A 14,782-nucleotide genomic window follows, 5' to 3' on the forward strand; every position below is an offset into this window, starting at 1 on the left:
AATAATGAAATGAGACGGAATCTATTCATAACACTGGCGGGTATATGGGTTAGCATCGGCTTACATGCCCAGCAGCCGCTGACGCATACGCAGCACGGACAACTGCGGACAGTTGTAAACCCAGCGGCCAGCCTGATGCACATGGGCGGGGAAGTATCGGTAATCGGCCGCCGGCAGTGGGTGGGCATCGATGGGGCACCTACCGTGTTCTGGGGAAGCGGCCATATGGGATTTGATGGCATCGGTGCGACGGCGGGACTGAACATTCGGCATGAAAGCCTTGCTGTGGAAAAGCTGACCGAAGCAAGTGCGTTTTTTGCCAAATCGGTGCGGATTTCGGAGCATGAATACTTGGGGTTGTCGCTGAATGCCGGTTTCAGCTACCTCGACGGCCGCTTTTCGCAGCTGGATCCGATGGATCCAGCCTTCCGGGAAGATGTTCGGGAGACGGACGCACTGGTAGGCTTCGGAGTGATGCTTTACCGTCCGGAGCGGTACTATGTAGGTTTATCCTTGCCACGGCTGATGTTTGGTAACCTGGGGTTGACGGGCGACAGCCGATACGAATTCACTAACATCTACCACCTGACGGCCGGAGCGCTGTTCCCTCTGGGAATAGACTTTCAGTTCCGGCCGTCTTTACTCGTTACCTACTCGGAGAGCCTGCGACCGCAAGCGGAGGCCTCGGCGATGTTCTTCGTGAAGGAAGTGTTTGGTGTGGGGGTAAACCTACGTACGTACGGAGAGGTTGCCGGGATGGCACAATTTAATTTTTCGGGCTTCGGTTTGGGCTACAGCTACCAGTTCAACCCCGGAAGCAAAACGCTTGATCGGCGGATCAGCAACACCACGCACGAAATCGGGTTGAGCTACCGGATTGGGCGTGCCGTGGGATTGTTGTGAGAATGGAAGCTTTGCCATCGAAGCTTCTGTAAGTGCTATCATTTGGAAATATAAATGTTTTTGCGCTATATTTGTGGATATGGAGCGATTACTATCCGTTATCCGAAACAAATACATCATTGCCGGTGCGGCTTTTACGATTTGGATGCTTTTTTTTGATCGTAATGATGTAGCTACTCAATACGGTTATTACAGTCAGCTAAAAGAACTGAAAGCCGAAAAAAAGTTTTATACTGTCGAAATAGAAAAAATAACGAAATCTCTTCATGACCTCGATAGCGACCCCCAGGCTTTACAACGGGTGGCCCGCGAAAAGTACAAGATGAAAAAAGAGAACGAAGATGTTTTCGTTATTATAGAAGAAGAGGGAGAATAGATTATCAGCGATCAGCCTTCGGAGTTCGGCTCACGGCCGAACTCCGAAGGCTGACAACCGAAAGCCAATTCCGGTAACTAGTTAAACTTATACGTAATCCCCGCACCAAATACTTGTCGTACTTGTAACGTTGGCCGTTCGGAGCCAGGCAGGATTGCGCCATTTTCCATCCGGGGAATCAATGTGTTGTCGTCGTAAAGCAATTGTACGCCACCATTGACCGAGATGTAATCATTTACCTTCATGAATAAGTTAAGTGTGTAGTCCAAATCGATATTCTGCGGATCTTCGAGGTAGTTTGAATACAGCTTGAGGATGTTTTCTACACTGATGTTTTCCATCAAATTCACTTTATAATATGCGTCAAACGAAGCGCCAAATTCAAAACGGGAAGTAGAACCGGGATCAACACCAAAAGCACCCGCATTCGACAGGGAATCGTGGGTGACGAAAATGAAACGCGCTGCGGCCGGTGAAAGGTTGAACCGGAAATTGTCCGACTCTTTATAGGCAAAACCGGGTCCGAAACTTAGGTATGCGGGAGCAAACGCGGTGGATATTAATGTCCGGTTATCGTCGCCGTCATATTGAAATCCATCTGCGAACTGGGTATTGAAATTAAGGTAAAATGTGTATAACCATCGTTCAGCAGCTTGATACCCCAATAAACTGTTGAGGATAACCCGGTCGTCATTTTTGCGCCATCCGATTGATTTTTGCTTAGTGAGCCCATAGGCAGCGATGACTTTGTTGTCCCAGCTCCATTTTGCTTTTTTGTAATTGAAATCGTAATTGAGCACCAAATTGGCTGCAAAAGAATTGATGCCCCCGGCAGCCCAATTGGAAAAGGAACTTTGATTAAGTAACAGCGTGTTTTCACCCGCGATGCGCCACGTGGTATCAGGAGTGCTGTCTTGTGCTTGTACTTGCCAGGTAAATACAAACGCAAAACCCAATAGGAATAGTGATTTCTTCATGGTAATTAAATTTTGTGAAAAGTAGTTTAAAAATGCATTAGAAAAACAAAAGGAATGCCAAATCTGTTGCAGACGCTTTAATCGCTGCTGGTTTTTTCGTTCAGTTCCACTGAGCAAAGCTTGAATAGGCAGCCGGAAGTCCACAGATTTGCTTTTCATGTAAGGTAAATTTGCCTAAGTTTGTGAGATGCGGATTACGTTGTTATGTATAGGAAAGACGGATGACACTCACCTCAAGGAGATGATTGAGAAGTTTCAGCAACGGCTGAAACATTACATTCATTTTCAATTAGTAACGCTGCCGGATGTCAAAAATGCAAAACACCTTAGTAATGAAGAGCAGAAGGCGAAGGAGGCAGCGATGATTGAAAAGCAATTATCACCGAGCGATCAGTTGGTGCTGCTGGATGAACATGGCAAGGAATATCGTTCAGTTGAATTCGCCGGTTATCTCAATAAGCTGATGGTGGGCAGTACACAACATGTGATTTTTGTGGTAGGAGGACCCTATGGTTTTGACAAGTCCATCTACCAACGGGCTAACAATAAAATGTCGCTGTCTCGAATGACCTTTTCGCACCAGATGGTTAGGTTGTTTTTTACGGAGCAACTGTACCGCGCATTCACAATATTAAAACGAGAACCCTATCACCATGAGTGATCCGCGCGGAAATTCGTCGGATTCATATGGAAAATTCGTAATTTATGCATCCAAACAAAAGATCGTTTATAATTGTTAACAACATGTTATGATAAATATTCCCAAACGTAAATACCATTACAAAGGAGCGGATACGACGAACGAAAGCCGTTTATTCTGGCTGATGGTTATCATCGGTATTGCACTTGTAGCAGCTATTATTTTCCTTCTTTGACGGTCGATTAACCGATCAGATGTTCAAGGATTTTCAAAATCTCCTATTTTATGTTGTTACCTTAAGTTTTCAATCATCGTGTCTAGTATCTCACGTCTGATGTCTAATATCTGATAACAAAATACCCTTTCCTATGCTCCCGTTTGCCGTCCACTTTCACCTCCACGATGTAGAAGTACGTGCCCGCAGGCAATTGCTGCTGTCCCGTGCTGATGCCACGGAATACCACCCGGTCGTTGTCGTAGCCGCTGGCCTCCCACAGCACCGTCCCGTTACGGTTGACGATGGTCACCCGGTTGTCCGGATGGTCCTTGATCGCCTCGATGACGAGGTATTCGTTGATGCCGTCGCCGTTCGGCGACAACGCCCGGTGCACACGGACGGGGAAATCCGATGATGGGTCCACCACTCGTACCGTGACCGTCACCGGATCGGCAGCCTCGTAGTTGCCGTCGCCCACCTGCGTGGCGGTTATCGTCACCGTTCCAAGCCGGAGGATATCCAGCGTAGTGCCGTCCAATACGGTAACCTGCGGGTCGTCGAGGCTCAATGCCACCAGCAGGCCACTGCTTGCCGACACGTCCAGCTGGATGCTGCCCGCATCGCGGGTTACCTCGGCAGGGGCATTGAACGTGATTGCCTGGGGTGCCTTCGTCACCGTCAGGGTTGCGTCATGGTAGGTGAAGGCGTAGTTGGCAGATACCCCGCCGCTTACCGTGATGGCATAGCTGCCCGGTGCGCTCGTTTCTGTGGCATCCGTTGATGCTGAAGGTGCCCGGTCAAGCGAAGAGGCATCCTCACCGTCCACGAAACCGTTGTACGACACGTCGAATGACGGGTTGGCCCCGCCGTAGGCCCGTGCGGCATCCGCCACGCTGACCGCAAGCGGTGCCTTGGCGATGTGTAGCGTCCTGCTCACCGGCGATGCCGCCGAGTAGTCCCCATTGCCAACCTGAGAGGCCGTGATAAGGATATCGCCCGCGCCGCGAATGGTAAGTTTATTGTTTTCAATAACCGCTATGTTCGTCGGTTTGCCGTCCATATCTGTTGCCGTGTAGGCTACCGCAAGTCCGCTCGTGGACTTCCCGTCCAGTGTTACAGGGTCGTCGCCGTAGGTCTGGCCCGCCGGTGCGCCGAACTCGACCCACTGCGGCTTCCTATCCACCCGTTCCAGCCCCACTGATACCGAGCGCTCGCCGCCACCGCCGGCCACCACACCGTTCGCCTGAAGCGTGTGGTGGCCCAATTCCAGACTGGCAGGTACCGGCAGCGAACCGCCGAAGTTGCCATCGGAATCCACCGGCAGGTGGCCCACCAGTTCGAGGTTGGGGAACAGGTAGACCGTCACCACCGTCCCCGGCTCGAAACCGTGGCCACTCACGTGTACCCGCGCCCCGGCACCACGAAGGAGCCGGATAATGGCGTCGACCGCCGAGATCGGAATCCGTTCACCGTCCATGCCCAGCGAGGCCAGCTTTATCGCGTAATCGTCGCCACTCAACTTTAAATATTCCCCGTCGATCACTTCCAGCGTCACCGCTTCTACCTTGCCGTCCGTAATCACCACCGGTGTGCCCGGCTCCGGTTCGGGGAGGTTGCCTTCTCCGTCGAGTACCGGTTCGGTCGGGATCGCCTGCACCGTGCCGCTGGCCGCTCCCGTGCCTATGGCGCTCACCGCCGAGATACGGAATACATACGGACGGTTGTTCTCCAGCCCGATCACCAGCGACCGCGTCGCCGCCGACGGCTCACGGTCGGGGACTGTCCACGTTGTCCCCTCGTCGCGCGAGTATTCGATCATGTAGTCCGTTACCGTAGGGGGCAAGTCCGCAGGCGGATCCCACTCCAGCATCACCTGCCGGTTGCCCGCTTCCGCACGCAGGCCCGAAGGAGCACCCGGAAAATCCGAAACCGGATACCGGTAGGGCACCCCTGATACGGCTGTTCCATCCAACAGAACGGATAGTTCATCCAAGCCTCCACTTTCCGGAGTATATGTTGCCGAATACGTGCCGTCTCCTTTATGTATTACGTCCACCGAAATGTTGTTAGCACCCGATACGGACACCGAGAATGCCGCCGGGGAAACCGTGGATACCGGATTGCCGTACATATCCCGGACAGTGATGGTGATCGTAACCATCCTGCCCACCTGTGCCGGAGATATCTCGAAACCCGTGTGCCTGGCACTGGCCGGACCAGCCGTGATACGGCCCGTTGTTGTCGCTGAATCCGTATCGAACACGTAATTCCCGGCATGCGTACTGCCGAGCTCAAAACCAGTCACAGTGACCACTTTTTCTTCACCTACATCGGCATCGTCGTATATCGCCGCGCCGCTTACCGTCACATCGTCACCATCTACCATGCCGGTGAGGACATAGTTATCCGCCGCCAGCACAGCCACATTATTACCGTCGTAAACCTTCTCAATGACGGGAATGTTGTTCACTGACACCCTTAGTTCTTTCGGCGTGATCGTTCCTGTCGTGAAAGCATCCGCAGCTTCCACCGTATAATTATCTTTGTCGGCACCGTGGAGCATGAAGCCGGAAACCGTAATTTCCCGCTCCGTGCCCGCATTGCCATCTTCATAGGTAGCCGTCCCTTTTACCGACACATCATCCTCACCGACAATGCCGCCAAGACTGTAATTATCGGCATGCAGCGTAACCGCGGCACTGCCATCGTATACTTTGGTAATCAACGGGTAGTCATCCAGCGCTACCGTCAGCGGCTTGGCTGTGATGACACCCGTTGTAGTGGTCGAGGTTGTTATAATACGATAATTGTCCGCATCCGCACCATCCAGCACGAAATCTAAAACCACAATTTCCTTATCGGTTCCCGCATCTTTATCGCGGTATACCGCTGTACCGGTGATCTCAAGGTCATCGCCGGGCAGTCCGCCGACCGGCATATAATTGGCTGCGACAAGCGTAGCGACATAGGTACCGTCATAAACCTTGACGATCTCGGGCATGTTGCTTAATGTAACCGCCAAGGGCTTAGGCGTGATGGCAAAATCCGCATCCGTGTAGGCAATCGTGTAGTTGTCTCCGGCAACCAGTGTACCGATGCCAATTGAATAGCTATCCACATCCTCGCCTGGGACCCGGGATAACGTGCCCGTGAATACGTGCTCGTCTTCCTCAAAAGCAAAGCCTGTTGCCGTATAGGTGAACACGGGGTCTACCGAGCCATATACCTTACCTTGTCCCGAATCAGTGGTCACCGTCAGCGATTTTGGCGTGATTGTAAAGTCCGCAGCTGTGTAATTGATCGTATAGTTCGACCCAACAGCCAGCGTACCCCGACCAATCGCATAATTATCAACATCCTCGCCCGGCGCACGGGAAAGCGCACCTGTTAATACGCTTTCATCGTCATTCCATCCAAAGCCAACAGCGTCAAACGTAAGAATAGGGTCTGCCGAACCGTACACCTTGCTTTGGTCGGCATCTGCCATTACGGTTAGCGTCTTGGCCGTGATCGCAAAATTCGCACCTGTGTAGGCAATCGTGTAGTTGGCGCCTGCCGACAGCGTACCCTTCGTAATCGCATAAGTATCCACGTCTTCACCTGCTTCGCGGGAAAGCGCACCTGTTAAAACACCTTCATCGTCGTCTCGCTCAAACCCTGTGGCCGCATAAGTAAGCGCTGGGTCAGTCGAACCATACACCTTGCCGTGACCTGCATCGGCCTTCACCACCAACTCTTTCGGCGTGATCTCAAAATTCGCACTCGTGTAGCTGATCGTGTAGTTATCCCCAGCATCAAGCGTACCTTGCCCAATCGCGTAGGTATCCACATCTTCGCCCGATGCCCGTGATAGCACACCTCCAAGTATACCTCCATCGTCGTCCCGTTCAAAGCCTGTTGCCGTATAGGTAAGCTCCGGGTCGGCCGAACCGTATACCTTACCTTGTCCGGCATTGACGGTCACCGTCAGCGATTTTGGCGTGATGGCAAAGTCCGAAGCTGTGTAACTGATCGTATAGTTCGACCCAACAGCCAGCGTACCCTGACCAATCGCATAGCTATCCACATCCTCGCCCGGCGCACGGGAAAGCGCACCTGTTAATATACTTTCATCGTCATCCCATTCAAGGCCAGCAGCATCAAATGTCAGTGCCGGGTCGGCCGAACCGTACACTTTGCTTTGGTCGGCATCTGCCGTTACGGTTAGCGTCTTGGCCGTGATCGCAAAATTCGCACCTGTGTAGGCAATCGTGTAGTTGGCGCCTGCCGACAGGGTGCCCTGCGTAATCGCATAAGTATCCACGTCTTCACCTGCTTCACGGGATAAAGCACCCGTGAATATGCTTGCATCATCGTCCCGCTCGAAACCTATAGCCTTGTAGGTCAATGCCGGATTAGCCGAACCATACACCTTGCCCTGCCCCGCATCAGCGGTCACCGTCAGCGATTTTGGCGTGATGACAAAATTCGCACCCGTGTAGGCAATCGTGTAGTTATCCCCAGCATCAAGCGTACCCTTCGTAATCGCATAAGTATCCACATCTTCGCCCGATCCCCGTGATAGCACACCCCCAAGTATACCCTCATCGTCATCCCGTTCAAAGCCTGTTGCCGTATAGGTAAGCTCCGGGTCGGCCGAGCCGTATACCTTGCCCTGCTCGGCATCGGCTTTTATTGTCAAAACCCGTGGCGTGATGGCAAAATCCGCAGCCGTGTAACTGATTGTATAGTTCGACCCGGCGGCCAGTGTACCTATGCCAATTGAATAACTATCCACGCCTTCACCCGCTTCGCGGGATAATGCGCCCGCAAATATAACCTCATCGTCGTCCCGCTCAAAACCTGTTGCCGTATAGGTAAGCACCGGGTCGGCCGAGCCGTACACCTTGCTTTGCCGTGCATCGGCCTTCACCACCAACTCTTTCGGCGTGATCTCAAAATTCGCACTCGTGTAGCTGATCGTGTAGTTATCCCCAGCATCAAGCGTACCTTGCCCAATCGCATAAGTATCCACATCTTCGCCCGATGCCCGTGATAGTACACCCCCAAGTATACCTTCATCGTCGTCCCACTCAAAGCCTGTCGCTGTATAGGTAAGCACCGGGTCGGCCGAGCCGTACACCTTGCCCTGCCCTGCATCGGCCTTCACCACCAACTCTTTCGGCGTGATGGCAAAATTCGCACCCGTGTAGGCCATCGTGTAGTTATCCCCAGCATCAAGCGTACCTTGCATAATCGCGTAAGTATCCACGTCTTCGCCCGCTTCGCGGGATAAAACACCTGTGAAGATACTTGCATCGTCGTCTCGCTCGAAACCTGCTGCCGTATAGGTAAGCACAGGGTCAGTAGAACCATACACCTTGCCTTGTCCCGCATCGACCGTCACCGTCAGCGACTTTGGCGTGATTGAAAAATCCGCTGCTGTGTAACTGATCATGTAATTATCCCCAGCATAAATCGTACCCTGAACAATCGTATAGGTATCCACATCTTCGCCTGTCTCGCGAGATAGTGCCCCTTCCAATAGGTTTTCATCGTCGTCGCCAACAAAACCCGTAGCCGAATAGGTAAGCGCCGGATCTGCCGAACCGTATACCTTATTTTGTTCCCCATCAGCCGTGATCGTCAGCACTTTTTTCGCGACAACCAGCGATAAAGCTATCGACGTGGGGTCATACTCCGTAGTTCCGGCTACACTGACCGTGAGTTCTACTTCGCCGGCTGCCATGATATGGATCTTGCCATCCACGATACTGGCTACCATATTATCCTCCGTGGGCAGACTGAATATGGCCGGACCTCCCGTGCTGGTTGTGACCACAGGCACAAAGTCGGCATCACCATAAGTTGCCGTGAGTTTACCATCTTCCAAATCGGCCACGTCGATAGTCTGCTGCCGGAAAGGCCTTTCATACGCACCGATGTCGATCTGTCCATCCACGACACGTGTCCGGCCGGCAAGATCCGTGGCTCCTACTTGCACAGGATAGCCCGACTCATTGGTCTGCGGATCACCTGCGTTGATTGCGGGACTTCCCGGTTGCAAGGTAAAGTCCCCTTCCGGCGAAGGTGCTGTAGCTGGGTCTATTCCGTCTATGAATAGTGGATCGCCATCGATGTTGCCTCCTCCGTCCGTACCGATCGCTGCTCTCCACACACCATTGCCATCTCGGCTGTTGGCAATCAAACTATTGGAAAAGTGTAGCGTACCATTTCTATACACAGACGCATCCGTACTATTGGTGTTCCCGCCAGCTCGGTTATTCCAAATGATGCTATTGATCAACGTGACAGTTGATTCTTTTTCTATCGCAATACCTCCGCCGTTTACGTCAGCGTAATTGCCCGTAATGGTCACGTTGGTCAGTATGGCATTCGCCGGATCGCGGAAGGCGATCCCGCCGTAGTTAGGTGCTTTATTACCACTGATGAGCACATTAGTCAGCGTAGGACTCGCCGTTTCGTTACCCATCCCGCCGCCGTTAGCTGAAGCAGTATTCCCACTGATAATCAGATTGGTAAAGGTAGGACTAACGTGCCCGTTATATATTCCACCTCCAATAGCCGCACTTCCCCCGGTTACCGTAAATCCATCCAGTATCGCTGTGGCCGTCACTCCGTTGTCATCGTTGCGGACCACGCTATTGCTGTTCCCTTTCAGGACGGTTTCATATTCCTCCCAATCGCGCTCATCCATGCCTGGCGTGCCCACGGAAGGAAAACCTCCGTAAATCTTCACCCCTTCTTTCATCGAAAACGACTGACCGGCACCCCGTTGGTATTCACCGACGGCCACCCATACTTCATCGCCCGCCGAAGATGCATTGATCATGGCCTGCAAATCCCCTGAAGCGTCCGTCCAGCTGTAACCATTGCCGGTCGCACCCTGCTTTACGTACCGGATACCCTGTTCATGAACGGCTCCCTGCCGGTTGCTTTCTACGGTTGCTCCTGCAACTGTACCGTCGTGCGCGGTTACCTCAAAACTGATGAATTTACCAATATCCGCGGCAACAAGCGTATACGATTTCCCTGTCGCATCAGGGATGGCAGTTTTACCTACATCGCCGCTTGGCGCATCATAGCGATACCATACCACCGTACTGTGGTCCTCATCGTCGGGGTTAGCATCGGTAAAGGTATAGGCAGCCGCGAGCGTGTTACCCACTTGGAGCGGAGCACTCAATGTCAACGCCACATCCGATATTTCGGGGGTTGTGATGCCGAATGCTGTCGCGGTGAGTAACTGCACGGTTATCGGATCGTCAAATTCGGACGCCACATATTGGTCCTTGGTATTGACGTCCGCTTCCATCACCAGCTTCAGCGGACCACCATCGGATTCCTCATAAATCAGCTGCAAATCGCTTGCTGCGGCTCCATCCAATACACTCGGTTTGTAGTGCAAACGCAAAACCCCAGCAAACGTAATCGGCGTACTGAATGTATACACCTGGCTGATGGATGGCAACCCGTAGAACGTTACCGGCGTAGCCGACCGCTGAACTTCCGTTTCTGCCAGGTTTAGCATTGCAGCAGGTTCGAACTCCAACCCATTTACCGAGAATAGTGTTTCTTTTTTTATCCAGAGGCCATCGCTGCCAATGGTAAGCTGTGCGGATGCGGGCTTAACGCCCAAAAAGCTATTGCTTAAGGCAAGTATTATTACAAATAAACGGGATGTGGAGCGAGCAACATTCATAAAGAACGGACTATATAGGTTATGGTTCGGGTGTTTCTTGCTTTCCGGCCATCCACACTTCCAGCAACGCCAAACGTTCCTTTGCGGCCTGTAGCTGATCCTTTAGGCGTTCGTTTTCTGCCTTCAGCTCGGCTGTCCGCTTTTCCAGTGCCTGGATGGCCGCCATGTTCACGCCGTCGATATCCACAGTGTTGATGGTCGTATCGTTATCCGGGCCATCGAGCCGGAATGCGGCATGGAAATCCTGTGCCATCGGGCCAATGTGCTGTTGCGTGGCCGGCTGGCTTTTGTAATTCCATCGGGAGATAGGGATGACTGTCACTTTTTGTAGGATGAACTCGGCGTCGACCGGCTCAACGTTTTCCTTTCGGTTGCGATCGCTCAAGCTGCTCCAAGAGCCGGCACCGGGGTCCAGTTGCACACCAGCGGTAAGCCCCATATTCGTATAGAGCTTATACCCCCCTATAAACCGCATCGTCACCTGGTTGTTTGCCGTTGCATACACATAGTCTTCGCCTGAAAAACTACCGTCTGCCAACACCATAGCGCCTTGCTTATCATTTGTATGCGCACCCCTTCCAATAGCCACCGAAAAATTCCCAGAGGCGACACTTTGTGTGCCAATAGTCACTCCAAAACTTCCCCGTGCTTCAGACTCAGAGCCGATCACGATCGAAGCCAGCCCCGCTGCCCTTGCTGACTTCCCCAGCGCCAGTGCATCATCACTGGTAGCCTGCGCACCTATCCCGATGGCGACCGCACCCACCCCGGACGCCGTTCCATTGACCGCCAATGACCGGTCTGCACTGGCGGTGCTGTTCAGCCCCAACGCCACAGATTCGTCGCCAGTAGCTGTAACGCCAAGTCCCGCAGCGAAAGAGGATGCCCCTTGTGCCCGCGTATTCTTGCCTGCAGCGAATGAATAGTTGCCTATATTGGCCGCATTCCAGTAGGTGGCGCTGGCTGCATCAAGATAACCCACGCGGAAAGCCGCTTTCTCGGCGTACCACATCATCCGGCGCCCCGCTCCCGATACGGGAACGGTGGTCGATGCCGTAGCACCTCCCTCCGCACTAAATACCACACTGCTGTCCACCACATGCAGGCCCGCTTGGGGCGCATTCGTCCCGATACCGACCTGTGCCGCGGCTGATAAAGTAATTACGCAGAAAAACACCAGTAACATCCGTTTCATCGTTGTCTGTTTTGTTGAATAAAGTGATTATTTAGTGGGCTTTCCCGTAGATCCCGCCATCAATCCAGCCACCCATGCTTCCAATACCGCCAAGCGCTGGTCCATGGCCGCTAGTTCGCCCGCCAGGTTGTCTGTTCCCGATCGCAGCGCAGTTGTTCGCCTTTCGAGCGCCTGAATGGCTACCATGTTTACACCGTCGATATCTACAGTGTTGATGGTCGTATCGTTGGCAAGCCCATCAAGCTGGAACGCAGCGTGGAAATCCTGCGCCATTGGCCCGATGTGTAGCTGCGTAGTAGGCTGGCTTTTGTAATTCCATCGAGCAATCGGGATGGTTGCTACTTTTTGCAGGATCGATTCGGCTTCCGTGGCACTGATTGTTTGGAAGTTTTCCTTCGCTCGGCGGTCGCTGATGACATTCCAACCACCCCCGGCTGCAGCGAGTTCCACACCCGAAGAAAGTTCGGAATTGGTAAACAGCCTAATCCCGTTTGCACCTCGTATTGCCAGTTGGTTTGCTGCCGTAGCGACGGTACTATCACTCGAAAACCCGGCAGAACCATCGCTCAATACCATGGATCCAAGTCGCCCTGAATTTGCATTTTTACCAATAGCGATTGAATAAGGCGCCCAGGCGTTGTTTTGTAAGCCAATGGCCATGGAAAAATCACCGTATGTCTTTGAGGGACCAAATGTTACGGATTCACCCCCTCTCGCAATCGATGACGGCCCAAGCGCCATGGCATGGTCGCTTTCCGCCTGTGCACCTGACCCGATCACAACCGACCCCGTGTTACCGGCCGTACCGCTAAAAGCAACGGAATGGTTTCCAATGGCCGCAGCGTTATTTCCCATTGCCACGGCCCCATCGCCGGAAGCGGTGGTTGCCAAGTTCATCGCGATGGAATATTCACCCGAGGCCCGGGTATTCTCGCCTGTACTGAATGAGTAGTTGCCGATATTCGGTGTATCCCAATAGGTAACGCCATACGAGTTAACCAAGCCCGCCCGAAAGGCAGCTTGCTCGGGGTACCACATCAATCGCCTGTTCGCGTCAGTTAGCGGAGCCCGCTCCGACACCGTGACATCGCCCGCCGCACTGAATACAACGTTGCGATCAACCACGTGTAAACCTGCCTTTGGATCATTCGTCCCAAGACCGACCTGCGCTACCGATTGGTAAGCAATTGCGCAGAAAAGCACCAGTAAAATTCTTTTCATAGGCTATTCTATTTGGTCAATTGTATTTGTTGCTTTTTCCACACCCTGCATATCCTGTTCGATACGCTCCAACTCTTGTTGATAGTACACGCACACGATTACAACCGATACCAGCAACAGCATTACGAGAATGAGCAATAGCACTGGGTACATAGATTTATTACGCATAGATAGAAACTGCCGCAAACATACTATCCGACGCCAAATGCGGGCAATCCGTGGCGTTACAACTGGCGTTACAATTGATTAACCGGTGCTGACCGGGATCAGAAGTCCGTAAAATACGCGGTGTACACTATGAACGGTTACGGCTTACTTGGTTCAGTCAACCTTAGATAAATTTATTGATTATTTTTAGGTATCAATGAGATCGCTCCGCTAGGTTCCTTTTTATATGCAATATAATCGCGTTGCATTATAAACAGGAGATTTATCGGTCTCTCCGCTGCCGTTGATAGAAACTTTTATAGAGGGAATGTACAGAAAATTCGCGGATATTCAATCGATGGCCCCGCTTATGGCCACCTAAGAGGTCACGGTAGAAAAGGCGGAGAGCGTGTGGATATTGGGTGAGGTGGTCGCTACCTAGCGACCACCGAAATGCATGTTACTTGGTGTTTTCCGACGGCTCATCGGCATCCGTCGGTTCCGGCTCTTCATCAAAGAGTGGTAGTTTCTTGATAATGCCATACCAGCCGATGATTTTTTTAATGTCAGAGCTATATACACGTTCCTCGTCATGACCCGGAGCTACTTCCCGGAAAAATTCCCGTAGGGTTTTTCCATCGGATTTGGGATCCGGTGCAGTTCCTTTATCTTTTACCCGTTTGAGTATATCAACCAGTTTCAATTCCTCCTCGTAGCCATAGATCGTAATATCCTCCAAGGTAGCCATCTTGTTAGTGGCTAGGTTTACAACGGATTTCTTTTTCTGGTCGTCTAAGGTCTCCAGGATAAAACCACCTTTATTTTGACCGATCAATTTAAAAAGTCCCGGTTTGCCCGTGACGGATACAAGCGCTTTCAGGTTCATGTCGTTTGCTCTTCAAGAATGTCAATACCCAATATCTTGTCGCCTTGGCGAATGTCATCGATTACATCGACGTTTTCAACTACTTTTCCGAAACAGGTATGATTTCTGTCGAGATGAGCCGTATTTGTGCGGCTATGGCAGATAAAAAACTGAGACCCGCCGGTATCGCGCCCCCGGTGTGCCATCGATAGTACCCCCCGATCGTGATATTGGTTATCACCATCCAACTCGCATTTGATCGAGTATCCCGGACCACCTGCTCCAGTGCCTGTCGGGTCGCCCCCCTGGATCACAAAATCCGGTATCACACGGTGGAAGGTTACACCATCGTAATAACCAGACTTAGCTAGCTTCAAAAAGTTAGCTACCGTGTCTGGTGCATCTTTATCATAAAATTGCACCGTTAAGTCACCTTTTTCGGTCTTGATAATTGCTTTGCTCATTTTTTTAAAATTGGACTGCAAAGATAGTATTTAGTTGGGAAGTCCGGAAGCCCGGACGATCGATAAATCGGGTGT

General features: G+C 52.0%; 11 protein-coding genes. 4 read left to right on the forward strand and 7 right to left on the reverse strand.

Annotation, left to right across the window (positions count from 1 at the left end; all coding sequences use genetic code 11):
• Positions 1-9: 9 nt before the first annotated feature.
• A complete protein-coding gene (locus tag BMZ56_RS20015; RefSeq protein WP_177195227.1) occupies positions 10-903 on the forward strand; it encodes a PorP/SprF family type IX secretion system membrane protein in 894 nt (297 codons plus the stop codon).
• A gap of 79 nt (positions 904-982) precedes the next feature.
• On the forward strand, positions 983-1,279 hold the full coding sequence (locus BMZ56_RS20020; RefSeq protein WP_090629859.1) for an FtsB family cell division protein: 297 nt from the start codon (positions 983-985) through the stop codon (positions 1,277-1,279).
• Positions 1,280-1,356: 77 nt separating this feature from the next.
• Here the strand turns inward: BMZ56_RS20020 and BMZ56_RS20025 are convergent, their stop codons facing one another.
• Positions 1,357-2,256, reverse strand: a complete 900-nt coding sequence (locus BMZ56_RS20025) for a DUF3078 domain-containing protein (RefSeq protein WP_090629966.1) — start codon at positions 2,254-2,256, stop codon at positions 1,357-1,359.
• A 187-nt stretch (positions 2,257-2,443) separates the two neighbouring features.
• Here BMZ56_RS20025 and rlmH point away from each other — a divergent pair, with 187 nt between their 5' ends.
• Together rlmH and BMZ56_RS26020 are read left to right on the forward strand one after the other, a co-directional pair.
• Complete coding sequence (gene rlmH / locus BMZ56_RS20030; protein ID WP_090629860.1) at positions 2,444-2,917, forward strand: 23S rRNA (pseudouridine(1915)-N(3))-methyltransferase RlmH; 474 nt, start codon at positions 2,444-2,446, stop codon at positions 2,915-2,917.
• Between the two features lie 88 nt (positions 2,918-3,005).
• Positions 3,006-3,131: a hypothetical protein gene (locus BMZ56_RS26020; RefSeq protein ID WP_256213848.1), complete on the forward strand. Its 126-nt coding sequence runs from the start codon at positions 3,006-3,008 to the stop codon at positions 3,129-3,131.
• Positions 3,132-3,234: 103 nt separating this feature from the next.
• Here the strand turns inward: BMZ56_RS26020 and BMZ56_RS20035 are convergent, their stop codons facing one another.
• The 6 genes from BMZ56_RS20035 to BMZ56_RS20055 all read right to left on the reverse strand — a co-directional run bounded on the left by BMZ56_RS20035 (position 3,235) and on the right by BMZ56_RS20055 (position 14,707).
• Positions 3,235-10,752: an MBG domain-containing protein gene (locus BMZ56_RS20035; protein ID WP_177195228.1), complete on the reverse strand. Its 7,518-nt coding sequence runs from the start codon at positions 10,750-10,752 to the stop codon at positions 3,235-3,237.
• An 82-nt stretch (positions 10,753-10,834) separates the two neighbouring features.
• Entirely contained in the window at positions 10,835-12,010 is a 1,176-nt protein-coding gene (locus BMZ56_RS20040) for a tail fiber domain-containing protein (protein ID WP_090629866.1), read from the reverse strand.
• A gap of 27 nt (positions 12,011-12,037) precedes the next feature.
• Positions 12,038-13,231, reverse strand: coding sequence for a tail fiber domain-containing protein (locus tag BMZ56_RS20045; RefSeq protein ID WP_090629869.1), 1,194 nt, complete (start codon positions 13,229-13,231; stop codon positions 12,038-12,040).
• Between the two features lie 3 nt (positions 13,232-13,234).
• Positions 13,235-13,399, reverse strand: a complete 165-nt coding sequence (locus BMZ56_RS25680) for a hypothetical protein (protein ID WP_177195229.1) — start codon at positions 13,397-13,399, stop codon at positions 13,235-13,237.
• Between the two features lie 439 nt (positions 13,400-13,838).
• Positions 13,839-14,264, reverse strand: a complete 426-nt coding sequence (locus tag BMZ56_RS20050) for a DUF5606 family protein (RefSeq protein ID WP_090629872.1) — start codon at positions 14,262-14,264, stop codon at positions 13,839-13,841.
• Positions 14,261-14,707, reverse strand: coding sequence for a peptidylprolyl isomerase (locus BMZ56_RS20055; protein WP_090629874.1), 447 nt, complete (start codon positions 14,705-14,707; stop codon positions 14,261-14,263). The genes BMZ56_RS20050 and BMZ56_RS20055 overlap by 4 nt, the downstream gene beginning before the upstream one ends.
• Between the last annotated feature and the right edge of the window lie 75 nt (positions 14,708-14,782).

This window comes from Parapedobacter indicus, assembly GCF_900113765.1.
Lineage (GTDB): Bacteria > Bacteroidota > Bacteroidia > Sphingobacteriales > Sphingobacteriaceae > Parapedobacter > Parapedobacter indicus.